Source organism: Pseudoxanthobacter soli DSM 19599 (assembly GCF_900148505.1).
Classification (GTDB): Bacteria; Pseudomonadota; Alphaproteobacteria; order Rhizobiales; family Segnochrobactraceae; genus Pseudoxanthobacter; species Pseudoxanthobacter soli.
The window spans coordinates 158,322-183,402 of sequence record NZ_FRXO01000002.1 but is presented as its reverse complement, the minus strand read 5'-3'; the positions used below and the strand labels follow the sequence as shown (position 1 = coordinate 183,402).

At 67.7% G+C, this 25,081-nt stretch carries 26 protein-coding genes; 18 read left to right on the top strand and 8 right to left on the bottom strand.

What is annotated here, in order from left to right:
• Positions 1-43: 43 nt before the first annotated feature.
• On the bottom strand, positions 44-553 hold the full coding sequence (gene hisI / locus BUF17_RS05310; protein WP_073626357.1) for a phosphoribosyl-AMP cyclohydrolase: 510 nt from the start codon (positions 551-553) through the stop codon (positions 44-46).
• Positions 554-595: 42 nt separating this feature from the next.
• Positions 596-1,225 carry a GTP cyclohydrolase I FolE gene (gene folE / locus BUF17_RS05305; protein ID WP_073626356.1) on the bottom strand — a complete coding sequence of 210 codons (630 nt, stop codon included), beginning with the start codon at positions 1,223-1,225 and terminating at the stop codon, positions 596-598.
• A gap of 331 nt (positions 1,226-1,556) precedes the next feature.
• On the opposite strand from folE, the gene BUF17_RS05300 reads away from it, so the two are divergent.
• The 3 genes from BUF17_RS05300 to thrS all read left to right on the top strand — a co-directional run bounded on the left by BUF17_RS05300 (position 1,557) and on the right by thrS (position 4,617).
• Complete coding sequence (locus BUF17_RS05300; protein WP_073626354.1) at positions 1,557-2,003, top strand: iron-sulfur cluster assembly scaffold protein; 447 nt, start codon at positions 1,557-1,559, stop codon at positions 2,001-2,003.
• Positions 2,004-2,050: 47 nt separating this feature from the next.
• Entirely contained in the window at positions 2,051-2,422 is a 372-nt protein-coding gene (gene yidD, locus BUF17_RS05295; protein WP_084564224.1) for a membrane protein insertion efficiency factor YidD, read from the top strand.
• A gap of 218 nt (positions 2,423-2,640) precedes the next feature.
• Complete coding sequence (gene thrS / locus BUF17_RS05290; RefSeq protein WP_073626352.1) at positions 2,641-4,617, top strand: threonine--tRNA ligase; 1,977 nt, start codon at positions 2,641-2,643, stop codon at positions 4,615-4,617.
• A 239-nt stretch (positions 4,618-4,856) separates the two neighbouring features.
• On the opposite strand, the gene BUF17_RS05285 is transcribed toward thrS, so the two are convergent.
• A complete protein-coding gene (locus BUF17_RS05285; RefSeq protein WP_175563615.1) occupies positions 4,857-5,882 on the bottom strand; it encodes a hypothetical protein in 1,026 nt (341 codons plus the stop codon).
• Positions 5,883-6,342: 460 nt separating this feature from the next.
• On the opposite strand from BUF17_RS05285, the gene BUF17_RS05280 reads away from it, so the two are divergent.
• Both BUF17_RS05280 and BUF17_RS05275 read left to right on the top strand, forming a co-directional pair.
• On the top strand, positions 6,343-6,936 hold the full coding sequence (locus BUF17_RS05280) for a nitroreductase family protein (RefSeq protein ID WP_244530769.1): 594 nt from the start codon (positions 6,343-6,345) through the stop codon (positions 6,934-6,936).
• Positions 6,937-6,962: 26 nt separating this feature from the next.
• The gene (locus tag BUF17_RS05275; RefSeq protein ID WP_073626348.1) at positions 6,963-7,586 is read left to right on the top strand and encodes a flavin reductase family protein; all 624 of its coding nucleotides are present in this window, start codon (positions 6,963-6,965) and stop codon (positions 7,584-7,586) included.
• Positions 7,587-7,595: 9 nt separating this feature from the next.
• On the opposite strand, the gene BUF17_RS05270 is transcribed toward BUF17_RS05275, so the two are convergent.
• The gene (locus tag BUF17_RS05270) at positions 7,596-8,378 is read right to left on the bottom strand and encodes an NAD kinase (RefSeq protein ID WP_073626346.1); all 783 of its coding nucleotides are present in this window, start codon (positions 8,376-8,378) and stop codon (positions 7,596-7,598) included.
• 272 nt (positions 8,379-8,650) lie between these two features.
• On the opposite strand from BUF17_RS05270, the gene BUF17_RS05265 reads away from it, so the two are divergent.
• The 3 genes from BUF17_RS05265 (at position 8,651) to BUF17_RS05255 (ending at position 10,684) form a co-directional block, all read left to right on the top strand.
• On the top strand, positions 8,651-9,265 hold the full coding sequence (locus BUF17_RS05265) for an ATP-dependent Clp protease proteolytic subunit (RefSeq protein ID WP_073626344.1): 615 nt from the start codon (positions 8,651-8,653) through the stop codon (positions 9,263-9,265).
• Positions 9,266-9,422: 157 nt separating this feature from the next.
• A complete protein-coding gene (locus BUF17_RS05260) occupies positions 9,423-10,220 on the top strand; it encodes a YdcF family protein (RefSeq protein WP_073626341.1) in 798 nt (265 codons plus the stop codon).
• Between the two features lie 95 nt (positions 10,221-10,315).
• On the top strand, positions 10,316-10,684 hold the full coding sequence (locus BUF17_RS05255) for a DUF4189 domain-containing protein (protein ID WP_073627140.1): 369 nt from the start codon (positions 10,316-10,318) through the stop codon (positions 10,682-10,684).
• A gap of 61 nt (positions 10,685-10,745) precedes the next feature.
• On the opposite strand, the gene BUF17_RS05250 is transcribed toward BUF17_RS05255, so the two are convergent.
• The gene (locus tag BUF17_RS05250; protein ID WP_073626339.1) at positions 10,746-11,456 is read right to left on the bottom strand and encodes a DUF599 domain-containing protein; all 711 of its coding nucleotides are present in this window, start codon (positions 11,454-11,456) and stop codon (positions 10,746-10,748) included.
• Between the two features lie 388 nt (positions 11,457-11,844).
• Here BUF17_RS05250 and BUF17_RS05245 point away from each other — a divergent pair, with 388 nt between their 5' ends.
• The 8 genes from BUF17_RS05245 (at position 11,845) to BUF17_RS05210 (ending at position 19,328) form a co-directional block, all read left to right on the top strand.
• Positions 11,845-12,501 carry a glutathione S-transferase family protein gene (locus tag BUF17_RS05245; protein WP_073626337.1) on the top strand — a complete coding sequence of 219 codons (657 nt, stop codon included), beginning with the start codon at positions 11,845-11,847 and terminating at the stop codon, positions 12,499-12,501.
• 347 nt (positions 12,502-12,848) lie between these two features.
• A complete protein-coding gene (locus BUF17_RS05240) occupies positions 12,849-14,306 on the top strand; it encodes a sensor domain-containing diguanylate cyclase (RefSeq protein WP_073626335.1) in 1,458 nt (485 codons plus the stop codon).
• Between the two features lie 216 nt (positions 14,307-14,522).
• Positions 14,523-15,902, top strand: coding sequence for a cysteine--tRNA ligase (gene cysS, locus BUF17_RS05235; RefSeq protein ID WP_073627138.1), 1,380 nt, complete (start codon positions 14,523-14,525; stop codon positions 15,900-15,902).
• Entirely contained in the window at positions 15,899-16,447 is a 549-nt protein-coding gene (locus BUF17_RS05230) for a GFA family protein (RefSeq protein ID WP_073626333.1), read from the top strand. The genes cysS and BUF17_RS05230 overlap by 4 nt, the downstream gene beginning before the upstream one ends.
• Positions 16,447-16,893 carry a lysozyme inhibitor LprI family protein gene (locus BUF17_RS05225; protein WP_084564072.1) on the top strand — a complete coding sequence of 149 codons (447 nt, stop codon included), beginning with the start codon at positions 16,447-16,449 and terminating at the stop codon, positions 16,891-16,893. The genes BUF17_RS05230 and BUF17_RS05225 overlap by 1 nt, the downstream gene beginning before the upstream one ends.
• A gap of 20 nt (positions 16,894-16,913) precedes the next feature.
• The gene (cimA, locus tag BUF17_RS05220; protein ID WP_073626330.1) at positions 16,914-18,557 is read left to right on the top strand and encodes a citramalate synthase; all 1,644 of its coding nucleotides are present in this window, start codon (positions 16,914-16,916) and stop codon (positions 18,555-18,557) included.
• A 252-nt stretch (positions 18,558-18,809) separates the two neighbouring features.
• Positions 18,810-19,049 carry a hypothetical protein gene (locus BUF17_RS05215; protein WP_073626328.1) on the top strand — a complete coding sequence of 80 codons (240 nt, stop codon included), beginning with the start codon at positions 18,810-18,812 and terminating at the stop codon, positions 19,047-19,049.
• 87 nt (positions 19,050-19,136) lie between these two features.
• Positions 19,137-19,328 (top strand): CsbD family protein, encoded by a 192-nt coding sequence (locus BUF17_RS05210; protein ID WP_073626327.1) that lies wholly within the window; start codon positions 19,137-19,139, stop codon positions 19,326-19,328.
• Positions 19,329-19,553: 225 nt separating this feature from the next.
• Here BUF17_RS05210 and BUF17_RS05205 read toward each other — a convergent pair whose 3' ends face one another.
• Positions 19,554-20,192: an LOG family protein gene (locus tag BUF17_RS05205; protein WP_073626325.1), complete on the bottom strand. Its 639-nt coding sequence runs from the start codon at positions 20,190-20,192 to the stop codon at positions 19,554-19,556.
• A 405-nt stretch (positions 20,193-20,597) separates the two neighbouring features.
• Between BUF17_RS05205 and BUF17_RS05200 the strand changes: the two genes are divergently transcribed.
• Complete coding sequence (locus BUF17_RS05200) at positions 20,598-21,746, top strand: LysM peptidoglycan-binding domain-containing protein (RefSeq protein ID WP_073626323.1); 1,149 nt, start codon at positions 20,598-20,600, stop codon at positions 21,744-21,746.
• 73 nt (positions 21,747-21,819) lie between these two features.
• On the opposite strand, the gene BUF17_RS05195 is transcribed toward BUF17_RS05200, so the two are convergent.
• Together BUF17_RS05195 and BUF17_RS05190 are read right to left on the bottom strand one after the other, a co-directional pair.
• Positions 21,820-23,703 (bottom strand): ABCB family ABC transporter ATP-binding protein/permease, encoded by a 1,884-nt coding sequence (locus BUF17_RS05195; RefSeq protein ID WP_073626321.1) that lies wholly within the window; start codon positions 23,701-23,703, stop codon positions 21,820-21,822.
• A gap of 4 nt (positions 23,704-23,707) precedes the next feature.
• Complete coding sequence (locus BUF17_RS05190; RefSeq protein WP_073626319.1) at positions 23,708-24,052, bottom strand: ArsR/SmtB family transcription factor; 345 nt, start codon at positions 24,050-24,052, stop codon at positions 23,708-23,710.
• A gap of 270 nt (positions 24,053-24,322) precedes the next feature.
• Here BUF17_RS05190 and BUF17_RS05185 point away from each other — a divergent pair, with 270 nt between their 5' ends.
• Positions 24,323-25,030 carry a phosphatidylserine decarboxylase gene (locus BUF17_RS05185; RefSeq protein ID WP_073626317.1) on the top strand — a complete coding sequence of 236 codons (708 nt, stop codon included), beginning with the start codon at positions 24,323-24,325 and terminating at the stop codon, positions 25,028-25,030.
• Positions 25,031-25,081: the final 51 nt, after the last annotated feature.

The following is a 25,081-nucleotide window of genomic DNA, read 5'->3' as shown; positions in this document are numbered from 1 at the left end:
CGCATTTCCGAGCGGAAACAGATGCGTATCGGGCCGGCCGCCGTCAGGCCGGCCCCTTGCCGTAGAGCGCCTCGGGATCGACCATCGGTTCGGCCTCGACGAAGCGTAGCGCGCCGCCGCCGGGGCCGAGATCGACGGCCCGGTAGAAGCAGCTCCGGCGTCCGGTGTGGCAGCTTGCTCCGGAACCGTCGACCGAGACCTTCAGCACCACGGCATCCTGATCGCAGTCGACCAGCATCTCGCGCACGTGCTGCAGAGAGCCGGAGGTATCGCCTTTCCGCCACAGCGCGTTGCGCGAGCGGCTCCAGTAGTGCGCGACGCCGGTTTCGACAGTGAGCCGCAGCGCCTCCGCGTTCATGTGGGCGAGCATCAACACGGTCCCGTCGGCGGCGTCGGTGACAACGGCCGTCACGAGACCCGCCGCGTCGAAACGCGGCGTCAGCGCAAGGCCGCTCTCAAGCTCGGCCTTGGAACCGGGAGCGGGGAACGAGACGCGGCTGTCGCCGGACGCCGGGTCGGCAGCGGGTGAGGAAGGCGGGCAGGAAGCGCACACGGAGGTTGGTCCATCCGGGCGGACGCGCGCTGACGCTATCGGTCAGCGCGTTCCGCGGATCATGGTCATGAAGCGGACCTGTTCGGCCGGGTTGTCCTTGAACACGCCGGTGAACTGGCTGGTGACGGTCGAGACGCCGGCCTTCTGCACGCCGCGCAGCGACATGCACTGGTGTTCGGCCTCGAACAGCACGGCGGCGCCGCGGGGATGCAGATAGTCCTCCATCGCCTGGACCACCTGAGCGGTCAGGTTCTCCTGAGTCTGGAGCCGCCGGGCGAACACGTCCACCAGCCGCGCCAGCTTGGAGAGCCCCACCACGCCCTTGGAGGGATAGTAGGCGATGTAGGCCTTGCCGATGAACGGCACGATGTGGTGCTCGCAATGGGAATAGAACGGGATGTCGCGCACCAGCACCATGTCGCTGTAGCCGCTGACCTCCTCGAAGGTACGGTCCAGCACGGCGGCGACGTCGTCGCGATAACCCCGGAAGAATTCATCGTAGGCCGCGGTCACCCGGCGCGGCGTGTCGAGCAGCCCCTCGCGGTCCGGGTCGTCGCCGGCCCACTGGATCAGCGTGCGCACGGCCGCTTCCGCTTCCTCGCGGCTCGGGCGCGCGGGCGCGGTGGCGTCGCGTTCGCGGCGGTCGGAGAGACTCTTTACAACGGCATCCATCGGGGGGCTCCCCTCCCGCTCCCGGCCGGTGATATCCGTTCCGGGGCGTTCGATTCCTGATCTGTCGTCCAATTCGTGACCCGCCGCGACATTCCCGCGGTCCGATCCGGCCGGCGACGGGTCCCGTCGCCGATGCCGGCCGCCGCGAGGCATCCGGTCCGGCGACAGCCTCTTTCCCGCCTTGCCGTGACGATGACATGCGAAAGGATAGGGAGCAGGACTGTCGACCGGCTGCGTTCGCACCCTATATAGGACGTCAGCGGAGGGAGTGAAACCGGTCCCTTGCAAGACGGTACGTAGCGGTTTCAGCGACGATGGACGGACTGCCGCCATGCTCGATACGGTCTACAGCACGCGCATCCTGACCTATGCCGGCAATATTCCCCGGCTCGGCCATCTCGACCATGCGGATGGCACGGCGAGCGCTCATTCCCGGCTGTGCGGCTCGACGGTGACTGTCGAAGTGAGGCTTGAAGGCGACATGATCGCCGATTTCGCCCATCAGGTGCGCGCATGCGCGCTCGGCCAGGCCTCTTCGGCGATCATGGCGCGCCATGTTGTCGGCGCCGGGATCGACGAGGTGCGCGCCGTCCGCGATGCCATGCGCCGGATGCTGAAGGAAGACGGCCCCCCGCCGGAAGGCCGCTTCGCCGAACTCGCGGTGCTGGAGCCGGTGCGCGACTACAAGGCCCGCCACGCCTCGACGCTGCTGACGTTCGACGCGACGGTCGAGGCCATCGACAAGGCGCTCGCCGCCCGCGCAGCCCCTCCGGCCTGAGGCGTCGCGCGATGTGTCTCGGCTGCAATTGGCGGGACGATCCGGCGATGCCGGACGAGGCGGACCAGTCGGAGCCTGTCCCTCCGGCCGCCGCGCGCGGCCCCACATTCCGCCCCGGCGTGTTTCTCGCTCGCATCCTGATCCGGGTTTACCGGCTGACGCTGTCGCCGCTTCTGCCCAATGCCTGCCGCTACCTGCCGTCGTGCTCGGCCTACGGCGAGGAAGCCATCGGCCGCTACGGCTTCTGGGCCGGCGGCTGGATGACGCTCGCCCGCCTCATGCGCTGCCATCCCCTGGGGGCGAGCGGCTTCGACCCTATTCCGGAAGCGGCGCCGGCTGCGGCGCGGTGGTGGTCGCCATGGCGCTACGGCCGCTGGACCGGCCGCCACATCGATCCGAAGACGCGGCTCGACCGCTGATCCATCCGGGCTGCCGTTCTTGCGAACAAGGCCGCCGCCGTCATCCCTCATCCGAAACCGCCGCACGTCAGCTTTGAGTTGACGCCCGGCCGCTGGGGCGCGAAAACGCCGCGATCCGCGTCCATTGAGGCGTGGTTCAAGACCGGTGCCGTGCGCGGCCCGTTTCAACTCCGCTTACCTGCGCTCGTGGGCAGTGAGTGAGCAAACCAAGGTGCATTATGATCGAACTCTCCTTTCCCGATGGCGCTCGCCGCGCCTTTGAAGACGGCGTGACCGGCCGGGCCGTCGCCGAATCCATTTCCAAGTCGCTCGCCAAGAAGGCCGTCGCCATCGCCGTCGACGGCGTGGTGCAGGACCTCTCCGACGCGGTGCCCGACGGCGCCCGCATCGAGATCGTCACCCGCGAGGACCCGCGCGCGCTCGAGCTGATCCGCCACGACGCCGCCCATGTCATGGCCGAGGCGGTGCAGGAACTCTATCCCGGCACCCAGGTCACCATCGGTCCGGTGATCGAGAACGGGTTCTATTACGACTTCCACCGCAACGAGCCGTTCACCGTGGAAGATCTGCCGCGGATCGAGCAGAAGATGCGCGAGATCATCGCGCGCAATGCGTCGTTCACCAAGGAAGTCTGGACTCGCGACGAGGCCAAGAAGGTCTTCGCCGACAAGGGCGAGAACTTCAAGGTCGAGCTCGTCGACGCGATCCCCGCCGACCAGACCATCAAGATCTACCGCCAGGGCGACTGGTTCGACCTCTGCCGCGGTCCCCATATGGCCACCACCGGCCAGATCGGCCAGTCCTTCAAGCTGATGAAGGTGGCCGGCGCCTACTGGCGCGGCGATGCCAACAACCCGATGCTGTCGCGCATCTACGGTACCGCCTGGCAGTCCGACGCCGACCTCAACGCCTACCTCACCATGCTTGAGGAAGCGGCCAAGCGCGACCACCGCCGCCTCGGCCGGGAGATGGACCTGTTCCATTTCCAGGAGGAAGGTCCCGGCGTGGTGTTCTGGCACCCGAACGGCTGGCAGATCTTCCAGGGCCTGATCGCCTACATGCGCCGCCGGCTCGCGGCCGACTATGCCGAAGTCAACGCGCCGCAGGTGCTCGACAAGTCGCTGTGGGAGATCTCCGGCCACTGGGGCTGGTATCGCGAGAACATGTTCAAGGTGCAGTCGGCCGGCGACGAGACCGACGATGAACGCGTGTTCGCCCTGAAGCCGATGAACTGCCCCGGTCACGTGCAGATCTTCAAGCACGGGCTGAAATCCTATCGCGATCTGCCGATGCGGCTCGCGGAGTTCGGCGCGGTCCACCGCTACGAGCCGTCGGGCGCCATGCACGGGCTGATGCGCGTGCGCGGCTTCACCCAGGACGACGCTCACATCTTCTGCACCGAGGACCAGCTCGCCGCCGAGTGCCTGAAGATCAACGACCTGATCCTCTCGACCTATGCCGATTTCGGTTTCGAGGAGATCGTGGTGAAGCTCTCCACCCGGCCCGAGAAGCGCGTCGGCTCCGACGCGCTGTGGGATCATGCCGAGGACGTCATGAGCCGGGTGCTGGAGCAGATCGCGGCGCAGTCCGGCGGGCGGATCAAGACCGCCATCAATCCGGGCGAGGGCGCGTTCTACGGGCCGAAGTTCGAATATGTGCTGCGCGACGCCATCGGCCGCGACTGGCAGTGCGGCACCACCCAGGTCGACTTCAACCTGCCGGAGCGCTTCGGCGCGTTCTATATCGACCAGGACGGCGCCAAGAAGACCCCGGTCATGGTCCATCGCGCCATCTGCGGCTCGATGGAACGCTTCATCGGCATCCTGATCGAGAACTTCGCCGGCCACTTCCCGCTGTGGCTGTCGCCGGTGCAGGCGCTGGTGACCACCATCACCTCCGACGCCGACGACTATGCCGTCGCGGTGCGCGAGAAGCTGGTGGCTGCCGGCCTGCGTACCTCGATCGACCTGCGCAACGAGAAGATCAACTTCAAGGTGCGCGAGCATTCGCTGGCCAAGGTGCCGGTGATGCTGATCGCCGGCAAGCGAGAGGCGGAGGAGGGAACCATCTCCATCCGGCGCCTCGGTTCGCGCGATCAGGTGTCGATGAAGCTGGAGGAAGCGATCGCGCTCCTCGTCGATGAGGCGGTGCCGCCGGATCTGAAGCGCGCGCGCCTGGAGCGCCTTCCGATCTGATGGACTCATCAGATCGACAAGAAGTCGCTCCAGCTTCAAAAGCTTGAGCGCCTTCTAGTCGTTGAGATCGGTTCGATCTGAACGGGTAATGCTCTGGCGGCTACCGCAGCAGCCTGGCGCGACCGCCGAGAACAGAAAAGCGCCCCGGACAGCCGTTCCGGGGCGCTTTTTCATGGGTGCGACGGACGGACGATCCGTCCGGAGAGTCCGTGTTCGACTGAGCGCCGATCCTCACCGGTTCAGCGCATATCCTGCGCCAGAACCTCCAGATCGCGGTTCTGGCCGGCCTCCACGTCGAAGCTCTGGCTGTAGGTCTTCTCGCCGTTCTTCGCGACGATCTCGTACTTGCCTTCGGCCAGCACAAGGCTCGGGAAGGCGCCCATCTTCTCCGCCACCACCTTGCCGTCCTCGGCCTTCACCGACCACTGGGTGTTGGCGAGCGCCTCGCCGCCGTGCTTGGCGACGAGCTTCAGCGTCACCTCGGCGGCCTTGTGGTGCAGCGTCGCCTTGACGAGCTTGCCGGCCTCAACCTCGATGTCGGCCCGCATCACCGCGTTGACGCCGCCATAGTGGCTGGCGACGTGGTAGGTGCCGGCCGGCAGGCGCACGATCACGCCCGGCTTGACGCCGCGCACCACCGCCGGCCGCTCGCCGCTGGCGTCTTCCTCGGCCTTGAAGATGTCGAAGGTCACTTCGTCGGCGGGCAGCGGGATGTTCTCGTCGATCACCGCATCGAGTTCGAGCCCGCCGGCGTGCAGCACCACCGTCTCGCTGACGACGCTGCGGGTCAGGTCGACGCGGCTGGTGGCGCCGGCCCTGCCATAGGCGGCATGCACGAAATAGACGCCCGGCCGCAGGCGGAACTCGCCGTCTCCACCGGCCGCGACCGCCACCAGGGGCAGCTTGCCGGCGGCATCGGGATGGTCGCCGAACACACGCCACACCACGCCGCCATTGAGCGGCTTGCCGTCGGGCGTCAGCTTGGCGACGAGATAGAGCGGCACTTCCTGGCCGCTGGGCTTGCCGGTGTTGGGCGTGTTCGGCTGGGCGTAGGGCACCGCGGGAATGCCCGGCACCGTCACGGCGCCTGCCGCGGGAACGCCGAGGGGCTGGAGGGATTCCTCCGAGCCGGGCCTCGGCAGCGGCAGCACCGGCGTGCGCGACGACAGCATGGGCGCGGTCAGCATGTCCGATGCGGCCTCGGCCGCCGGCTGCGCGGCCAGCATCAGCCATGCGCCGAACAAAAGCGCTCCGGCCGCCTTCACGGAACGCAGCACCCGTGCTGTGCGCGCGCGTCCGCCATCAGCGCGACCGTGGCGTTCTTTACGCCCATGGTGTTCTTCACCCGTGGTCATCGCCGGCTTCGGCGCTCCGGCAGCATGGAGTCGTTCGCCATCGGCGATCCCTGTTCCGTCTTCATCCGTCGCCGCGTCCACGGTGCGCGTGGCGCTGGCGAGGGGCATCCGTCTGCAAGCGCAAAGGCATCACCGAGAACGGCGGCGAATTCAAGACTTGATCATCGCGATAATCCGCGCGGGCGGCCCTGCCATGCGATCGCCCCGCCCGGCGATGCGGGATTGCGTGTTGACACGAAAGGTGCTCTCCCATCCGATCTCAGTCCATGGGCCGGCTGCAGTGCCGTGCAATCGTCGCGCCGTCCGCCGCGCCCGTCTTCCTGTCCGCACCCCCTGCGGACCTGCCCGTCGAAAGCCGGAGCCCAGTCTCATGTCCAGTGCCATGACCGCCCCCGTGTCCGATCTCGCGTCCTATCTGAAGGTGCGCCGCTCCATCCCGGCCATCCAGCTCGGCGCGCCCGGGCCGGATGAAGAGACGCTGTCGCAGATTCTGACCATCGCCGCGCGCGTGCCGGATCACGGCAAGCTCGCGCCGTGGCGGTTCATCCTCTATCGCGGCGAGGGGGCGAAAGCGGCGGGAGAGCGCCTTGCCGCACTCGTTGCTGCGCGCAATCCCGACGCGCGGGCGCCGCAGCTCGACGCCGAGCGTCAGCGCTTCACCCGGGCGCCGCTCGTGGTCGGCGTGGTGTCGAAGCCCCAGCCGAACCATCCCAAGATCCCGCTGTGGGAACAGGAACTCTCCGCGGGCGCGGTCTGTTTCAACCTGCTCCATGCCGCCCATGCGTTCGGCTTCGCCGGCCAGTGGGTGACGGAATGGGTCGCCTACGACGCGGAGGCCGGCGAGATTCTCGGCCTCGGTGAGGGCGAGCGCTTCGCCGGCTTCGTCCATATCGGCACGCCGATGCAGCCGCCGTTCGAGCGCGACCGGCCGGATGTGCCGAGCCTCGTCAGCGACTATCGCTGAGCGGCGCCGCAAACCGGGAACCAGCGATGTACTACGACGCGATCCGCAACGACCACGGCCTGCCGCATGATCCGTTCAAGGCGCTGGTCGCACCACGGCCCATCGGCTGGATCTCGACCGTCGACCGGCAGGGCCGGCCGAACCTCGCGCCGTACAGCTTCTTCAACGCTGTCTGCGAGCGACCTCACATGGTGATGGTGTCGTCGAGCGGCCACAAGCACACCATCGCCAACATCGAGGCGACCGGCGAGTTCGTCTGCAACGTCGCGACCTACGGATTGCGGGAGGCGATGAACCTCACCTCAGCACCGCTGCAGGAAGGGCAGTCGGAGTTCGCGTTCGCCGGGCTGACGCCGGTGCCGTCGGTCGCGGTCGCGCCGCCCCGCGTCGGCGAGGCGCCGGCCGCGCTGGAATGCAGGCTGCTGAAGACCGTGCCGCTCACCGATCTCGACGGCCGCGCGGTCGATCAGTACATGGCGATCGGCATCGTCGTCGGCATTCACATCGACGATGGTGCCCTCGTCGACGGCCTGTTCGACACGGCGAGGATCCAGCCGCTCGCCCGGCTCGGCTATTTCGATTTCGCCGCGGCCAATGCCGGCGCGCTGTTCACGATGCGGCGCCCGCGCGGCGGCGGCAACGGCGCGTGAGGCCGGCGTTCAGTAACGGAACTGCTCGGAAAGATTGCGCTCTTCCCACGAGTGGTCGGGGTCGAACATCACGAGGCTTTCCGATTGGGAATCCTCGTAGACCACCACGCTCGCGATGGAGCGGATCTCGGTGTGATCGGCGGCGGCGGCCACCGGCCGCTTGTCGGCCTCGAACACATCGATACGCACGCGGGCGCGGGTGGAAAGCAGGGCCCCGCGCCAGCGCCGGGGCCGGAAGGCGCTGATCGGCGTCAGGGCGAGCAATTGCGCGTTGATCGGCAGGATCGGGCCGTGGGCCGAAAGATTGTAGGCGGTCGAACCGGCGGGTGTCGCGATCAGGATGCCGTCGCAGATCAGCTCCTCCAGCCGCACGCGGCCGTCGATGGAGATCGACAGCTTCGCCGCCTGATGAAGTTCCCGCAGCAGCGAAACCTCGTTGAAGGCGTGGGCGACGTGGCGGGCGCCGTCCTGATCGACCACTTCCATCTTGAGCGGCTTGAGCGCCACGATCTCGGCCGCCGAAAGCCGGTCGCGCAGGTCCTCTTCGCGATAATCGTTCATGAGGAAGCCGACCGAGCCGCGGTTCATGCCATAGATCGGCCGCCCGGTGTTCATGAAGCGATGCAGCGCCTCGAGCATCAGCCCGTCGCCGCCGAGCGCGACCACTGCGTCGGCTTCCTCGGGCGGAACCTCGCCATAGCGCCGCACGAGTTCCTCGCGGGCACGCCGCGCGCCGTCCGCCTCGCTCGACATGAACGCGAGTTTCTCGATCCGTACCGTTGTTGCCACCATGTCCGCTCTGTTCGACGGGTTCGGGAGGAGGGATCCGGACGGTTGCCGACCGAGGCCGATGGTCCCGCGGGGATCGGCTCTGCCGCTCGGCGACGTAGCACGGCGCGGGCGAATTGCCAACGAACCTTGCCGGTGGCGCGGCCCGTCGAACCTTCCGGCCGGCTTTTCTCCTTCGACCGGTTTGCGCGTTGGCCGGCGGTGCCCTAAGTAAGGGACTGCCCTTCCCGGCAGGCGTGTCCGACGCCAGCCATTGCGATCGAGCGAGTTCCGGCATGAAGGATTACAAGGTCCACCTTTCGCGCCTTGACGATGAGGAGGAGGACGAGAAGACCAAGACCCTGGCTTCGATTCCCGTCGACCGCCATCTGTTCGATGCGCGCACGGTTCTCATCACCGGCGGCATCACCCAGGAACTGGCTCGCGACGTGACCGCCCGCCTGTTCGCCCTGGCGCAGGTTTCCGAAGACCCGATCACCGTCGTGGTGTCGTCGCCCGGCGGCCACGTCGAATCGGGCGACATGATTCACGACGCCATCCGCTTCATCCGCCCGAAGGTGAACATCCTCGGCATGGGCTGGGTGGCGAGCGCCGGCGCGCTGATCTATGTCTCCGTGCCCGTGGAGCGCCGGTTCTGCACGCCGAACACGCGCTTCCTGCTGCATCAACCGTCCGGCGGCACCGGCGGCCCGGCGACGGACATCGAGATCCAGGCCCGCGAGATCATCAAGATGCGCGACCGCCTGAACCACATCTTCGCCGCCGCCACCGGCCAGCCCTTCGAGCGTATCGAGAAGGACACCGACCGCGATTACTGGATGGCGCCGGACGAAGCCATCGCCTACGGCCTCGTCGGCCGGGTGGTGTCGAGCATCACCGAACTCGCCTGACATCGATGGCGGGGCGCCCGAAGCGGCGCCCCTGCCGGCTTTTCAGCGCCGTGCGGCCGGGCGGATCCTGCGGTCCCGGCGAGCAGGCGTCCGCGGCCATGAGCGGCCCGGGATGCTGGCTACCCCGGATGTTGGCGCTCCTCGGTGATCCCCTGACATGACGCCGCTGATCTGGGCCATCGCCGCGCTCGCCCAACCCTCCAACATCATCGCGTTTCTCGCGATCGCCGGCGCCGTCGCGCTGTCCGTCGGATGGCGCCGCGCGGGGTTATTCGCTTGCGGCCTCGCCGCCGTGGGCCTCGTGGTGTTCGGCTTCCTGCCCACCGGCGCGCTCGTGCTGCGAGCTTTGGAAAACCGGTTTCCGCAGCCCGCCTTGCCCGGCCATGTCGACGGCATAATCGTCCTCGGCGGTTACCTCGACACCGTCGTCACCGCGGAGCGGGGAAGGCCCGAACTGCTCGAGGCAGCGGACCGGATCGTGGCGGTCGCCGATCTCGCGCACCGCTATCCGGGCGTGCCGATCGTGCTGTCCGGCGGCAACAAGTTCGAGCCGCGTACCGGGCATGCGGTGCCGGAGGCGGAGAGCGCCGCCGAAATCGCCCGCAGCATCGGCATCGATCCCGCACGTCTCGTCCTCGAAACCGGCTCCCGCAGCACCTGGGAGAACGCGACGGCGTCGATGGCGATCGTTCGTCCCGGCCTCGGCTCGACGTGGCTTCTCGTCACCTCCGCCGCCCATATGCCGCGTGCCGTCGGGACCTTCAGGGCGGCGGGCTGGCCGGGTCTCGTGCCTTGGCCGGTGGATTACCGCGTCCCCGAGGGCGCCGATCTTTGGCTCCGCCGGCCCGACGCGCTCGCCGGGCTGGCGGCGACGGATGCCGCGACGCGCGAAATCGAAGCCCTCATCGCCTACCGCTTGGCCGGCCGGTCGTCCGCGCTGCTTCCCGCGCCCTGAGAGTTCGGTGGTTTTCTCTCCCGGCGGGGCTCCCTTCGGCCGCGCGGCGGGATAGTCTGGCGGCGCTGGCAATCAAACGGGGCTGCAGGATGCACATGAAATCAATCGGACTGGCGCTGGTCGTGGGGCTCGGCGTGGTTCTCGGCTTGGCCGCCATCGAGGCTCGGGCGGCCGGCGCCATCGCCGTCGACGACGAGGATGGCGTGGCGGCGAAGGACATCGGCTACGGAGTGGGTTCGGGTTCGACCCGCGACGAGGCCGGCAAGAACGCACTTGCCGAATGCAAGTCGGCCGGCAACGGCAACTGCCATATCGCCGTGCGCTACGATCAGTGCGGCGCCTATGCCGCGTCCTCGTCCAACTACGGTGTGGGCTGGGGGCCGACGCTGAAGATCGCCGAATCGAAGGCGAAGGAAGCGTGCGGCGCTGGCTGCGGTATCGCGGTATCGGATTGCGACGAATGACGGCCTGCCGCCGCCCGGCGCATCGGGTGGTGCGGCACCGTCTGGCCAGCGCCGGCGGAGATCAGGGCCTCTTGTGATCCGGCGGCGCCTCGGTCAGGCGCGCGGCATGGTGGGAGGCGGACCAGAACTGGCGCCGCGCCTGCACATAGAGGATGAGCGTGGTCGCGACGAAGAACGCGACCGGGCCCGCCAGCCAGCCGAGAAAACCGATGGACAGGAAGAACGCCCGCAGGCCCAGCTTGAACTGGTGGCCGGCGGCGTTCGCCATCGCGGCCGCCCGCTCCACCGCCGCCCAGCCGGCCGGGGTGTCGACCTCCTTCGGCGGCGGCACCGCGCCCATCAGGATCGAGGCATAGTTGAACAGCCGGTACGACCAGCCGAACTTGAAGAAGGCATAGGAATAGATCAGCAGCAGGCCGATCCCTTTCGCCTCCCAAATCTGCCGGGCAGCCGGGGTCGGTACCGCGAGGTCCGAGAAGATCTGGATCAGCCGGTCGGTCGAGTTCAGCAGCGCCAGCGCGCCGCCGATCGCCAGAACGGCGGTGGAGGCGAAGAACGCGGTGCCGTTCTGCAGCCCGCTCATGATGCTGGCATCGACGATCCGGTTCTCGCGGGTCGCCATCATGCGCATCCACCGCCGGCGTTCCTCCCGCATGGTTTCGGACAGCGTCTCGCGCGTCCACGGGCTGTAGTCGATCAAGGTGCCGTAGACGAGCCAGCCGATCACGAACCAGCCGAGGGCGAGATAGTCGAGGAGGCTGAAGGAGGGCACCGATGCTATCCCGCGCAAGATCTGGACTGATATCTGGACCGGCGTCCGAGACCACATCTCAGCCAGATCGAGGCGATCTGGCCGGGATATGCCCAAGGTTTTTAATCCGGAGCGATTTCTTTTGGGTCGGATGATCCCCTCAGATCCGAAAGCGCTCCAAGCCGCTGCCACAGAATAGCGCGTGCATCGCCGTCGGGGCAGGGGGACTGTCCGGGAAGTCCCCGATATCCCGTTTCGGCGCCGGGGACGGGCTTCGCCGCCCGTGCGGCATCCATTCAGCCCGGTGATGCCGGCATCAGCGAATTTCGTTGGTCGCCGGCGTGGCGAGCGGCCATTGTGCCGACGGAAGCCGGCCGCCGGCCGGTGATCTCGTGCGGAGACTGCCTGGATGCCGCTTCACCTCGTCATCGCCAACAAGCGCTATTCGTCCTGGTCGCTCAGGGCCTGGCTGACGCTCGCCCATTTCGAAATTCCCTTCACCGAGACGCTGATCCCGCTCGACGAACCCGACACCCACGCCCGCATCCTCGAGGTCTCGCCGTCCGGCCGGGTGCCGTGCCTGATCGACGGTCCGATCCGCATCTGGGAATCGCTTGCAATCATCGAATATCTGGCGGAGCGGTTCCCGGAACATCCGGTCTGGCCGCGTTCCGTCGGTGCCCGCGCCCACGCCCGCGCGATCTCCTCGGAGATGCACGCCGGCTTCATGGCGCTGCGCTCGGCCTGCCCGATGAATCTCGGCCGGCGGTTCCCGCGTGCCGATCGCGGCGGAGAGGCCGCGAAGCGCGACGTCGCCCGCCTCGAGCAGCTGTGGCGCGACGCCCGCGCGACCTTTGCGGACGACCGTCCGTTCCTGTTCGGGCCTTTTTCCGCCGCCGACGCCATGTTCGCGCCCGTCGTGACCCGGCTGGACCGTTACGATATCGAGGTCGCGCCCGACACCCGCGCCTACATGGATGCCGTCCTGGCACTGCCGGCGATGCTCGCCTGGACGGAGGCCGCCGAGGCCGAGACGATGATCGTGCCCTCCGACGAGGTGGAGTGACATCGTCGAATTCCGGGCGGGGCAGTGGGATGCGGTCTTTCGGCGAGGCGCCGCCCCGCTGCCCCGCGGCGACCTGCGATTTTAGTTTGATTGCAAATTGCGTGTCGTTTCACTAAAAACGAGGGGCATTTGTTTCGGCCCCGCACGTAGGCGCGGCCGTGCGGCGCTGAATGCGCACAAGCACCAGGCATTGATGGTCGCAAACGCCCTCTCGGCGTCCGTCGACGCACATGCCTGATCGATGGCCTCCTCTCGCGACATCGGCAGCCGCCGCTCCGTGAACAGGGGCTGGCGCTTGCACTGTTACCCGCGGCCTTCTGTTCGGGCCGCCTGTCGCGAGTACGGACTTGAAGATACCGCCCGAGACGGCATTCGCGTTGGATGCCGCCACCCTGTTCGAGCTCGCGCCTGTTTCGCTCTGGCTTGAAGACTGCAAGGGCGTTCACGCGCTCTTCGCCGAATGGTGCCGTAGCGGCGTCACGGATCTCGAGGCCGTCCTTGCGGAGGATGCCGGTCGCGCCCGGGAGGCTGCGGCGCGGATCCGCTTCCTCGGGGTCAACCGGCGGACGCTGGAGCTGTTCGAGGCGCCCGATTTCGACGCCCTTTCCGCCCATCTCGACCGCATCGTCGGCACGGACCGGCTCGTCACCCACGTCGGCGAACTCGCGCGAATGTGGAACGGCGCGGCGGGGTTCTCGGCTTCTGTGGTGAACCACACTCTGGCCGGCCGCCGGCTCGACCTCAGCCTGCGCGGAGTGGTGCTGCCGGGCGCGGAAGCGGACTGGTCGCGGATCCTGATCGCCATCGAGGATGTGAGCGCGCGTGAGCAGGCGCGGCGGGAGGCGGAGTTCAGTGCCGCCTATGCCAACGGCCTGTTCCAGCACTCGCCAGTGTCGCTGTGGGTGGAGGACTTCAGCGCCATCAAGGCCCTGACGGATGACCTGCGGATGCGCGGCATCGAGGATTTCCGCTCGTTCCTGAACGTCCATCCCGAGTTCGTCGAGCGCTGCCTCAGTGAAATCCGGCTGATCGACATCAACCGCCACACGCTTGAGCTGTTCGGTGCACCGAGCCGCGAGGCACTGCTGCACCGCTTCGGCGACATCTTCGGCGAGAACAGCCTCGATTCCTTCCGCGAGCAATTGATCGATCTGTGGGAGGGCAAGCTGTTCCACACCCGCGAGGTGGTGAACTACACCCTCGGCGGCGACAAGCTCTACCTGCACCTCCAGTTCTCGGTGCTGCCGGGTTTCGAGGACGACTGGTCGCAGGTCCAGATCGCGCTCACCAACATCACCGCGCGCAAGAAGGCCGAGGCCTATCTCGAATATCTCGGAAAGCACGATGTGCTGACGCGGCTTCACAACCGCTCTTTCTATGCCGACGAACTCAACCGGCTCCAGCGCAAGGGGCAGTTCCCGATCACGATCCTCGTCATGGACCTCGACGGGCTGAAGGCCGCGAACGATCTCCTCGGCCATGCCGCGGGCGACGCGCTGCTGCGGCGGGCGGGCGAGGTGCTGGCGAATGCCGTCGCGCGGCCCGCCGTGGCGGCACGGATCGGCGGTGACGAGTTCGCCGTGCTGATGCCCGGGGGCGACGAGCACGACGGCGAGGCGCTGATCGAGCACATCGGCAAGCTGACCGAACTGAACAATCAGTTCCATTCCGAGCGGCGGATGAGCCTGTCCATCGGCATGGCGACGAGCCGCGGCGAGCCGCTCGAAGAAACGGTGCGTCGGGCGGACGCGGCGATGTACGAGCAGAAGCGTCGCCGTCAGGGTGAGATCAGCCTCGGCGGCTGACGCGCCGGAGACCGCAGCCCCTCGCGGTGCTTGACGGAACGGCCCCGATCAGTCAGAGCATGTGCCATGGTAACGGCGGCGCAGGCGCGCTTCGGTCATTTTCCGTCGATTATTTGCGGCTAGCGCCTCTGCTGGCTGCGGCTGCCTCCTTTTTCCTTGACGATCCGAAGGAAGCGGATGCCCCGGGCCAGCGAGGCTGAGGGAGCGTTCGTGACGATGTCGGCTGCGGTCGGAACCGGCGAAGACCGGGATCTGAAGCTTTACAACACGCTGTCCCGGGTGAAGGAAGTCTTCCGCCCGATCGATCGCGCGCGCGTGCGGATGTATGTCTGCGGCCCGACGGTCTACGACTACGCCCACATCGGCAATGCCCGGCCGGTCATCGTGTTCGACCTCCTGTTCCGCCTGCTGCGGCAGGTCTACGGCGCCGATCACGTCGTCTATGTCCGCAACGTCACCGACGTCGACGACAAGATCAATGCGCGGGCAGCCGAGCGCGGCATCTCGATCCGCACCCTGACCGACGAGACGCTGGCCCAGTTCCACGCCGATATCGACGCGCTCGGCGTGCTCAGGCCGACCCATGAGCCACGGGCGACGGACTATATCCGCCGCACCGATGGCGCCACCGACATGATCGGGCTGATCGAGGCGCTGATCGCGCGTGGCCACGCCTACGCGGCGGAGGGGCACGTGCTGTTCCACGTGCCGTCGATGCCCGATTACGGCAGCCTGTCGCGCCGTTCGCTCGACGACATGATGGCGGGCGCCCGCGTCGAGGTGGCCCCCTACAAGCGCGATCCGATGGATTTCGTTTTGTGGAAGCCGTCCCGGTCCGGCGAGCCCGGGTGGGAAAGCCCCTGGGGCGTTGGCCGGCCCGGCTGGCACATCGAATGCTCGGCGATGTCGGGCGCGCTGCTCGGCGGGACCTTCGACATCCACGGCGGCGGCATCGATCTCGTTTTCCCGCATCATGAGAACGAGATCGCCCAGTCGCGCTGCGCCCACGGCACGGCGGCGATGGCGAATGTCTGGATGCACAACGGCTTCCTGATGGTGGAAGGCGAGAAGATGTCGAAGTCGCTCGGCAACTTCGTCACCATCCGCGACGTCCTTCAGGACTGGCCGGGCGATGTCGTGCGCCTCAACATGCTGAAGACCCATTATCGCCAGCCGATCGACTGGACGGTGAAGGGCCTTGAGGAGACCGCGCGGGTGCTCGCCAGGTGGCGGGCCGCCGCGGCTGGCGTCGAGGCGCCGGCGGCGTTTGCCGACGGCGTGTTCGAGGCCCTCGCCGACGATCTCAACATGCCGCGGGCGATGGCCGAGGTTCATCGCCTGGAGGGTGGCGAGCTCGCCGGCACGCTCGCGGCCTTCGGCTTCCCGCTCGAAGCCGGCGAACGTGAAGCGCTGTCCGGTATCGATGAGGCGTTCGTTGAGGAGCGCATCGCCGCCCGCCTCGCGGCACGCAAGGCGCGCGATTTCGCAGAGGCCGACCGGATCCGCGACGAACTCGCGGGTCTCGGCATCGCCTTGAAGGATTCCCGGGACGGTACGACCTGGGAAAGGGCTCATTCGGGGATGGAACGGACATGACGGCACAGGAATCCGCAGTTAGCCAATCCGAGGCGCCCCCCGTCGTCCACACCGGCGGCTGCCAGTGCGGCGCGGTGCGCTACGCTCTCCATGCCGAGATGATCAAGCCGTCGATCTGTCATTGCCGCATGTGCCAGAAGGCGTTCGGCAGCTATTTCGCCCCGCTCGGCTCCGTGAAGCGGCAGGATCTGACGTGGACGCGCGGCGAGCCCACCCTGTTCCGCTCCTCCTCGCTGGTGATGCGCGGCTTCTGCGCGGCCTGCGGCACACCGCTCACCTACGACTATCTGGAAAGCGACGAGATCGCGGTGTCTCTCGGCAGCCTCGACGATCCCGCCGCCGCGCCTCCGGTCATCCAGTACGGCACCGAAGGCCGGATGCCGTGGTTCGAGAGCCTCGACGGCCTGCCGGGCCGCATCACCGAGGACGACATGCCGGACGGCGCGATGGAACGGCTCGTCTCGTTCCAGCACCCGGATCACGACACGGCCGCCTGGCCGCCGGAGGAAACCAGCGGCGCGCCGCATGTGAGGGAGTTGCCGTGATGGCGGTTCGCTCCTTGTCCGGCCGGCTGATCGGCGGCCTTGCGGGCGCGATGCTCGCGGGCGCCTCGCTTCTGGCGATGCCGGGGCCGGCGGCCATGGCCGCCGACGATATCGATTGCGACAATGCCGCCACCCAGATGGAAATGGACGTCTGCGCGAGCAATGCCTTCAAGGCGGCCGATCGCACCCTCAACGCCACCTATCGCAAGCTGATGGCGGAACTCGATGCGGACGGCCAGGGCTATCTGCGCGACGCGCAGCGCGCCTGGGTCAGCTTCCGCGACAAGGAATGCGTGTCGCGCACCGGCGGCGGGCCCGACCGCGAGGGCTCGGTCTGGCCGATGATCTATACCGACTGCCAGACGGAACTGACCAACGAGCGTATCAAGGCGCTCGAGGCACAAGTCGCCTGTCCCGGCGGCGACCTGTCGTGTTCGCAGCAATAACCAGCACCAGGGCCCATCCGATGACCAGGGAACGCCTGTATCTGTTCGACACCACGCTGCGCGACGGCGCCCAGACCAACGGCATCGACTTCTCGTTCGAGGACAAGATCGCGGTGGTTGCGCTGCTGGAACGCCTTGGCGTCGATTACATCGAGGGCGGATACCCGGGCGCCAACCCGCTCGACACCGCCTTCTTCGCGGAGCCGCGCACCCGCAATGCCACTTTCACCGCCTTCGGCATGACCAAGCGCGCCGGCCGGTCGGTTTCGAACGATCCGGGCCTGAGAGACGTGCTCGCCTCGGCGGCGAGCGCGGCGTGCTTCGTCGCCAAGTCGTGGGATTATCACGTCCGCGTCGCCCTCGGCGTATCCGAGGCGGAAAATCTCGATTCGATCCGCGAGACCGTCGAGGCCGCCCTTGCCGCGGGCAAGGAGCCGATGATCGACTGCGAGCACTTCTTCGACGGCTACAAGGCGAACCCGGTCTACGCGCTGAGCTGCGCCGTCACGGCCTACGAGGCCGGCGCGCGTTGGGTCGTGCTGTGCGACACCAACGGCGGCACGCTGCCGGAAGAGGTCGAGCGTATCGTCGGCGAGGTGGTGAAGCATGTGCCGGGCAGCCGGCTCGGCATCCACGCCCATGACGACACCGGGCAGGCGGTTGCCAACTCGCTGGCTGCGGTGCGCGGCGGCGTGCGGCAGATCCAGGGCACGCTGAACGGCATCGGCGAGCGCTGCGGCAATGCCAACCTGATCTCGCTGATCCCGACCCTGAAGCTGAAGCGCGACTACAGCGAGCGGCTCCAGATTTCCGTCGGCTCGGCCGCGCTGGCGGAGATCACCCAGATCAGCCGCGCCTTCGACGAGATCCTGAACCGCTCGCCGGACCGCCATGCGCCCTATGTCGGCGAGGCGGCGTTCGCCACGAAGGCCGGCATCCACGCCTCGGCCATCATGAAGGAACCGGCGACCTACGAGCACATTCCGCCGGAATGGGTCGGCAACCGTCGCCGCGTTCTCGTCTCCGACCAGGCCGGCAAGTCGAACCTGATTGCCGAACTCGACCGCGTTGGCATCACCCTCGCCAAGGACGATCCGCGGCTCGACGCCCTCCTGCGGGAGGTGAAGGCGCGCGAGGCCGAGGGCTATTCCTACGAGGGCGCCGATGCCTCGTTCGCGCTGCTCGCCCATCACATGCTCGGCACGCTGCCCCGCTTCTTCGACGTGCGCAGTTTCCGGGTGATGGTCGAGCGTCGCTTCAATGCGGCGGGCGAACTCGTCACCGTGTCCGAGGCGGTGGTGAAGCTCGACGTGGACGGCGAGGAGCGCATGTCGGTCGCGGAAGGCAATGGTCCTGTCAATGCGCTCGACATCGCGCTGCGCAAGGACCTCGGCCGCTATCAGTCCGCGATCGCCGATCTCGAACTGGTGGACTACAAGGTGCGTATCCTCAACGGTGGCACCGGCGCGACGACGCGCGTTCTGATCGAAAGCCGCGATGCCGCCGGCGCCCGCTGGTACACGATCGGGGTGTCGCCCAACATCGTCGACGCCTCGTTCCGGGCGCTGGTGGATTCCATGACCTACAAGCTGATGCGCGCGGGCGCTGTCCCCGCGGGCGAGGGCGCCGCTCCCGCCGGCTTCCGGCTCGCCGCTGCCGTCTGATCGCGCGCTCATCGCTGCGAACCCAGAGCCGACCGGCGGGCCTGCCGGTCGGCTTTTTTGTGCCTGCTGCCGACAGTCCCGGTTCACGCGGGCACGCGAGCGTCCCCCGCGCGGACAAGCGTCGCCTTTTTCAACACGGTTAAGGAACCCTTTCCCGGAAGGTACGTTTTATTTGCAAGACCGGGCGGAAGTCAAAGTTGTTGATAAGCTGACTGACTGCCGGTTAGACCCTTCTTTATGAGGAGACGAGGAATGAATCGTGCTCTGATTGCTGGTGTTGCCGCCGCCGCCGCTGCAAGTCTTCCGCTTTTGTCTTCGCCCGTTCTGGCGAACGACGTTCATGTTCCGCCGTCGCATGTCGCGAAGATTGTTCTTCCGTTCGACACGACGGTGATGCCCCTGCCGAAACCTTCGCAGCGCGTCGCGATGCTCGACAGCAGCGATACCGGCACCGTTCGCTCCGCGTCCGGCAGCGTGGCCACGAGCCAGTAATCGCTGCCAGCCGCACAACCGCCGCGTGGCTCGCTGAGCCGTCACCGCGCGGCATTCCCTCAAGTGAAACCAGGAAGGAAGATCCAAATGGGTTCGACGATGGACAAGGTGAAGGGCGAGGCCAACAAGGCCGTGGGTAAGACCAAGCAGGCCCTGGGCGAGGCGACCGGCAGCGACAAGATGCGCGCCGAGGGTGAGGTCCAGGAGGCCAAGGGGCACGTCCAGAAGGGCGTCGGCGAGGCGAAGGACGCGGTGAAGAAGGGCGTCGACAAGGTCTGAGCGGGCTCGCACAGGTCGGGGTTCGCCCGACCATGTCTGAGGTCGGCTGAGACGCTGATCTGACGAAAAAAGACCGGCCGGGTGCGATGCGCCCGGCCGGTCTTTGTATGTGCGCAAGGGCTTTGGATCCGCAAGGGAGCTGGATCCGCAACGGTATTGTGCACGAACGGTATTGTGCACGCCGGCGGGTGCCCCGGCCGCTGTCGCCGCGCTCACCCGCGCGGGCTACATCTGCTTGATGACGCTCGCGTCGCCGCCCTCGGGCGAGGTGCCGGATGCGACGAGCCGCTCCAACACCGCCGCGGCGGTCGGCTCGACATGAAAATCGATCTCGTTCTGGGGGCGGATGAACGCCTGCTTCCGCATGTGGTCGATCAGGTCGACGAGCGGCGACCAGAACCCGGCGATATCCACCAGGATGATCGGCTTGTCGTGCTGGCCGAGCTGCGACCAGGTCATCATCTCGACGACCTCCTCCAGCGTTCCGACACCGCCCGGCAGCGCGACGAACGCGTCGGAATGCTCGAACATCAGCCGCTTGCGCTCGTGCATGTCGGCGGTGACGATCAGTTCGTCGACCTCGGTCAGCATCACCTCGCGATCCTTCAGGAAGCGGGGAATGATGCCAGTGACGCGGCCGCCATTCTCCATCGTCGCGCGGGCGATGGTTCCCATGAGGCCGACCGAGCCGCCGCCATAGACCAGCCGAATACTCGCCTTCGCGAACGCGCGGCCGAGTTCCTCGGCGGCCTCGGCGTAGGCGGGTGAAACGCCCATGCTCGAGCCGCAATAGACGCACACGGACCGGACGGCACGCCGTTCATCGGCGGAGGGCTTCGGGGAAGACAACGTGGATGCGGGCATCTCGACTGCTTGTGACCTGAAACGGAATGAGCTGACCTGAAAACGGGATGAGCCTGGACCGGCGGTTCTGGAGGGGGCCGCCCGTCCGCGGCCGGCAGGGCCGTCGAGCGGGAAATCTCCACCCGGCCGCCTCCGGCGCCTTGTCCTGATGTCGCATCGGCAGGGCAGGGGGTCAAGTCCGCGCTGCACCGCACACGCGCATGGTCGCGGCGCCGCATGCCGGCTTGCCGCGCGCGGGGATGCCATATAACGATGATGGTTGAGGATTTCCGCACGGTCCGCGCGCAACCCAACGTCTGCTGGGCACACCCGCTTCTAGAACCGACGATACCCTCACGCAGGCGCGAACATAAGGGGCGGCCGTTCACGGGCGAAGCGCTTCGAACGGACCGGGGATAAGTGGTGATGACTCAAACGACACGCAAGGGCGTAATCGTCTTTCTGGTGCTCTTGGCTGCGGTCGGCGGGTACGGGGCCTATCGCCACTTCACGGCAGCGCCCGAAAGCACGACCACCGTTTCTCCGTCCACGCCCCCGGCCGCACCGGCCGCGCCCGCCTCGCAGCCGGTGGCCTCGGCACCGGCCTCCGGCACGCCGGCCGCATCGAGCGGGGCCGCGCCGGCCTCCGCCCCCGCGTCGTCCGCGCCCGCCCCGGCGGAACAGACGACGACGGTCGCCCAGACGACGCCGTCCCAGACGCCCGCCCAGCCGGCGGCGCAGGGAGACAATGGCAAGCCCAGCTTCGACGTCGTCCGGGTCGAGCCGTCGGGCGATGCGACCATCGCCGGGCGCGCGAGCCCCCATGCGGCGATCGCGATCTATGCCAACGGCGCCGTCGTCGGCCGTGCCACGGCGAACGAGAACGGCGAGTGGGCCATCGTGCTCGACCGTCCGCTGGCGCCCGGCGAATATGAGCTGACGGTCACGAGCGTCGCCGACGGCGGCAAGAGCGAGGTCGAGGCGGCCGAGCGCGTCGCGGTTTCGGTGCCGCGCAACAAGACCGAGCAGCCGCTCGTCGCCATCGTTTCGCCCGACCAGCCGACCCGCGTGGTGCAGCAGCCTGCAAGCGCCGCGGCGCCGAGCGTGGTCATCACCACCATCCAGCTGACGGACGGCACATTGTCGATCTCCGGCGCTGCCGCTCCCGGCGCGCTGCTCAAGGTCTATATCGACGATGCCGCGGTGGGTGACGCCACGGCAGGCGCCGAAGGCGGCTTCAGCCTGTCGCTTCCCGCCAATGTCGCGGCCGGAACCCATCAGGTCCGCGTCGACCAGATCGAGAAATCGACCGGCAAGGTGCTTGCCCGCGCCGAGGTGCCGTTCGACAACGAGGTCTCGCCATCCGGCCAGACCGCCGTCGTGGCCGAAACGCCGGCCGCGGAAGAGGCCAAGCCCATGACCGTCGAGGTCCGCCGGGGCGACAATCTGTGGCGGATCGCCGAGCGCGTGTTCGGCAAGGGCGCGCGCTATACCGCGATCTATCGCGCCAACGAGTCCCAGATCCGCGATCCGGATCTGATCTATCCGGGCCAGGTTCTCACGATTCCGCGGTGACCGCTGCGGGCGTGCGGTCGGCACCGCGTTTCGGCTCCGGACGCGATCCGGAGCCGGGTGATCGCGCGGATGATCAGGGGGCGAGCACCGGCTCGGGCGAGGCGCGCGGGAAGTCTTCGCCCGCGGCCGCCGCCGCTTGCTCCGCCTCCGCGGCCTCGCGCTGGCGCTCCCACATCTCGGCATAGAGCCCGCCAAGCGCGATCAGTTCGCCATGGCTACCGCGCTCTACGATGCGTCCGGCTTCCAGCACCAGGATCTGGTCGGCATCCACGATGGTGGACAGCCGGTGCGCGATGACGAGCGTGGTGCGATCGCGCGCCACGCGGTCGATGGCCGACTGAATGTCCTGTTCAGTCCGCGTGTCGAGCGCCGAGGTCGCCTCGTCGAGGATCAGCACCGGCGGCGACTTGAGGATGGTGCGGGCGATGGCGACGCGCTGCTTCTCGCCGCCGGAGAGCTTCAGCCCGCGTTCGCCGACCTCGGTGGCGTAGCCCTGCGGCAGGCTTGCGACGAAGTCCGCGATCTGCGCGCTCGCCGCCGCCTCCGCCACCTCCGCGTCGCCGGCCGACGGGCGGCCGTAGCGGATATTGTAGGCGATGGTGTCGTTGAACAGCACCGTGTCCTGCGGGACGATACCGATCGCCGCGCGCAGCGACGCCTGGGTGACGTCGCGCACGTCCTGCCCATCGATCAGGATCCGGCCGCCGGTGACGTCGTAGAACCGGAAGATCAGCCGCGAGATCGTGGACTTTCCCGCACCGGACGGGCCGACCAGCGCCACCGTGTGCCCCGCGGGCACGGTGAAGGACAGGTTCTTGAGGATCGGCCGGTCGGGATCGTAGTGGAACGAGACGTCGTCGAAGGTCACGGCGCCGGAACTCACCGCCAGCGGCCGCGCGTCGGCGCGATCGGTCACTTCCGGGGCGACGTCGAGCAGGTCGAACATCGCCTCGATGTCGGCAAGGCCCTGGCGGATCTCGCGGTAGATGAAGCCGATGAAGTTCAGCGGCACCGAAAGCTGCATCAAGAGCGAGTTGATCAGCACGAAGTCGCCGACCGATTGCTCGCCGCGCACCACCGCATAGGCCGACAGCACCATGCAAACCACGGTGCCGACGGTGAAGATCACCGTCTGGCCCTGGTTGAGCCAGGCGAGCGACGTCCACGTCTGGATGGCAGCCTTCTCATAGACGGCGACCGAGCGGTCGAAGCGCTCGGACTCCATCCTCTCGTTGTTGAAATATTTGACGGTTTCGTAGTTCAGCAGCGAGTCGATGGCCTTGGCGTTGGCCTCGGTATCCGAGCTGTTCATCACCCGGACGATGCCGATGCGCCAGTTCGACATCTTCACCGTGAACCAGACATAGAGGCACACGGTGATGGCGATCACGACCACATAGACGAAGCCGAACTGGTACCAGATCACCGCCGCCGTCAGCGCGAATTCCAGCGCGGTCGGCAGCGAGTTGAGGATCGTGTAGCGCACGATCGACTCGATGCCGTTGGTGCCGCGCTCGATCACCCGCGACAGCCCGCCGGTGCGCCGCTGCAGGTGAAAGCGCAGCGACAGCTCGTGCAGGTGAATGAACGTGCGGTTGGCGAGGGTGCGCACCGCGTGCTGGCCGACGCGGGCGAACAGTGCGTCGCGCAACTGGTTGAAGCCGGTCGCCATGATGCGGCCGACGCCGTAGGCGATCACGAGCAGGATCGGCACCGTCGCCAGCGCCACCATCTTGCGATGGTCGCTGTCGCCGACGAGCGCGTCGGTCACCCACTTGTAGGTATAGGGCACCAGCACGGTGAGGATTTTGGCGACCACCAGCGCAAGCACCGCGATCACCACGCGCAGCTTCAGGTCCGGCCGGTCCGGCGGCCACATATAGGGCCAGAGATCGGTCAGCGCCGAGAGTTCCGAGCGGTCGCGGCCCGGCTTCCTGCCATCCGGTGCTGGGTTCATGTCGTTATTGTCCGTCTTCCGCCGCGAGGAGCGTCCGCTCCTGGCACGCACCCGCTGCGCCCGCCGGCGGCATCAGTCCCGACAACGCGGAAATCGCCGTGGCGTAGGCCGCGCGGTCGATTGCGTAGCACGCACGCGGCCCCTCGATGTTGCCGATGACGAGACCGGCTTCCTTGAGGACCCTGAGATGTTCCGAAACCGTCGACTGAGCCAGAGGCAGCCGGCGCACGATGTCGCCGCAGCAGCAGCCTTCCTGTTCCAGGAGCGCCCGCACGATGGCGAGGCGGGCGGGATGGCCCAGGGCTTTCAGCACGCGCGCCAGCGCGGTATCCGAGGCAGGATAGATCACGGTGCGGCATCCTCCATCGTCGAATGGCGATATAGGAGTGCGGCGCGCCATGCAAGAGCGGCGTCGCGTGGAAAATTTGCGCTTCGCGCTTCGCGAGTGTCGAGGCCCGGTGCACGGCCGTCTCGCGAACGCTTCATCGGCGGGCGCGTCTTAACCCTTCACAGCGACGGGCGGACGTGGGAAAGGAAAGCCCGGGCGGGCATTTCCCGGCAGGCGCGGACGCAAAGGCGGCCTTCCCCGCAATGCCGCGCAGCGAAAGAGGATATCGAGATGGCACACGGCATCGGCGAGTCGATCCGCCGGGCGATGGTTCCGATCCATCGCGAGGGCTATCCCTATATCGTGGGCTTCGTCATCGTTACGGTCGTGCTCGGCTTCCTGTCGGCGCCGCTCGGCGTGCTGGCGCTGTTCCCGACGGTCTGGTGCGTGCTGTTCTTCCGCGATCCCGAGCGCGTCGCGCCGATCGATCCCACGCTGGCGCTGGCGCCGGCCGACGGCCGCGTCTCCATCGTCGACAACGCCATCCCGCCGGCCGAGCTCGATCTCGGCATCGAGCCGATGGTGCGGGTGTCGATCTTCATGAGCGTGTTCGACGTGCACATCAACCGCACGCCGCTCGCGGGCCGCGTCGCACGCACCGTCTACCGGCCCGGGCGGTTCCTCAATGCGGAGGATCCGCAGGCGAGCCTCGAGAACGAACGCAACGGCATCGTGCTCTCGACCGAAAATGGCGAGGTCGCCGTGGTGCAGATCGCCGGTCTCGTCGCCCGCCGCATCGTCCCGTTCGTGCGCGAGGGCGTCAGCGTCTCGCAGGGCGAGCGCATCGGCATCATCCGGTTCGGCTCGCGGGTCGACGTCTACCTGCCGGCGGGCGCGCGCCCTCTCGTCGCCGAGGGGCAGCGGGCGGTCGGCGGCGAGACGCCCATTGCCGATCTCGCGGGGCTGCGCCCGGCGATCGGTGTCGCGCGAACCCTGTGATGACCGGTCAGCGTCCCCATCGTCGTCGCGCGGATGGAACCATCCGCGCGG

Excerpts from the sequence above, each read along its gene's own strand:
- folE (WP_073626356.1), bottom strand. The coding sequence starts at position 1,225 with ATGGATGCCGTTGTAAAGAGTCTCTCCGACCGCCGCGAACGCGACGCC.
- BUF17_RS05300 (WP_073626354.1), top strand. The coding sequence starts at position 1,557 with ATGCTCGATACGGTCTACAGCACGCGCATCCTGACCTATGCCGGCAAT.
- yidD (WP_084564224.1), top strand. The coding sequence starts at position 2,051 with ATGCCGGACGAGGCGGACCAGTCGGAGCCTGTCCCTCCGGCCGCCGCG.
- thrS (WP_073626352.1), top strand. The coding sequence starts at position 2,641 with ATGATCGAACTCTCCTTTCCCGATGGCGCTCGCCGCGCCTTTGAAGAC.
- BUF17_RS05280 (WP_244530769.1), top strand. The coding sequence starts at position 6,343 with ATGTCCAGTGCCATGACCGCCCCCGTGTCCGATCTCGCGTCCTATCTG.
- BUF17_RS05275 (WP_073626348.1), top strand. The coding sequence starts at position 6,963 with ATGTACTACGACGCGATCCGCAACGACCACGGCCTGCCGCATGATCCG.
- BUF17_RS05270 (WP_073626346.1), bottom strand. The coding sequence starts at position 8,378 with ATGGTGGCAACAACGGTACGGATCGAGAAACTCGCGTTCATGTCGAGC.
- BUF17_RS05265 (WP_073626344.1), top strand. The coding sequence starts at position 8,651 with ATGAAGGATTACAAGGTCCACCTTTCGCGCCTTGACGATGAGGAGGAG.
- BUF17_RS05260 (WP_073626341.1), top strand. The coding sequence starts at position 9,423 with ATGACGCCGCTGATCTGGGCCATCGCCGCGCTCGCCCAACCCTCCAAC.
- BUF17_RS05255 (WP_073627140.1), top strand. The coding sequence starts at position 10,316 with ATGAAATCAATCGGACTGGCGCTGGTCGTGGGGCTCGGCGTGGTTCTC.
- BUF17_RS05245 (WP_073626337.1), top strand. The coding sequence starts at position 11,845 with ATGCCGCTTCACCTCGTCATCGCCAACAAGCGCTATTCGTCCTGGTCG.
- cysS (WP_073627138.1), top strand. The coding sequence starts at position 14,523 with ATGTCGGCTGCGGTCGGAACCGGCGAAGACCGGGATCTGAAGCTTTAC.
- BUF17_RS05230 (WP_073626333.1), top strand. The coding sequence starts at position 15,899 with ATGACGGCACAGGAATCCGCAGTTAGCCAATCCGAGGCGCCCCCCGTC.
- BUF17_RS05225 (WP_084564072.1), top strand. The coding sequence starts at position 16,447 with ATGGCGGTTCGCTCCTTGTCCGGCCGGCTGATCGGCGGCCTTGCGGGC.
- cimA (WP_073626330.1), top strand. The coding sequence starts at position 16,914 with ATGACCAGGGAACGCCTGTATCTGTTCGACACCACGCTGCGCGACGGC.
- BUF17_RS05215 (WP_073626328.1), top strand. The coding sequence starts at position 18,810 with ATGAATCGTGCTCTGATTGCTGGTGTTGCCGCCGCCGCCGCTGCAAGT.
- BUF17_RS05210 (WP_073626327.1), top strand. The coding sequence starts at position 19,137 with ATGGGTTCGACGATGGACAAGGTGAAGGGCGAGGCCAACAAGGCCGTG.
- BUF17_RS05205 (WP_073626325.1), bottom strand. The coding sequence starts at position 20,192 with ATGCCCGCATCCACGTTGTCTTCCCCGAAGCCCTCCGCCGATGAACGG.
- BUF17_RS05200 (WP_073626323.1), top strand. The coding sequence starts at position 20,598 with ATGACTCAAACGACACGCAAGGGCGTAATCGTCTTTCTGGTGCTCTTG.
- BUF17_RS05195 (WP_073626321.1), bottom strand. The coding sequence starts at position 23,703 with ATGAACCCAGCACCGGATGGCAGGAAGCCGGGCCGCGACCGCTCGGAA.
- BUF17_RS05185 (WP_073626317.1), top strand. The coding sequence starts at position 24,323 with ATGGCACACGGCATCGGCGAGTCGATCCGCCGGGCGATGGTTCCGATC.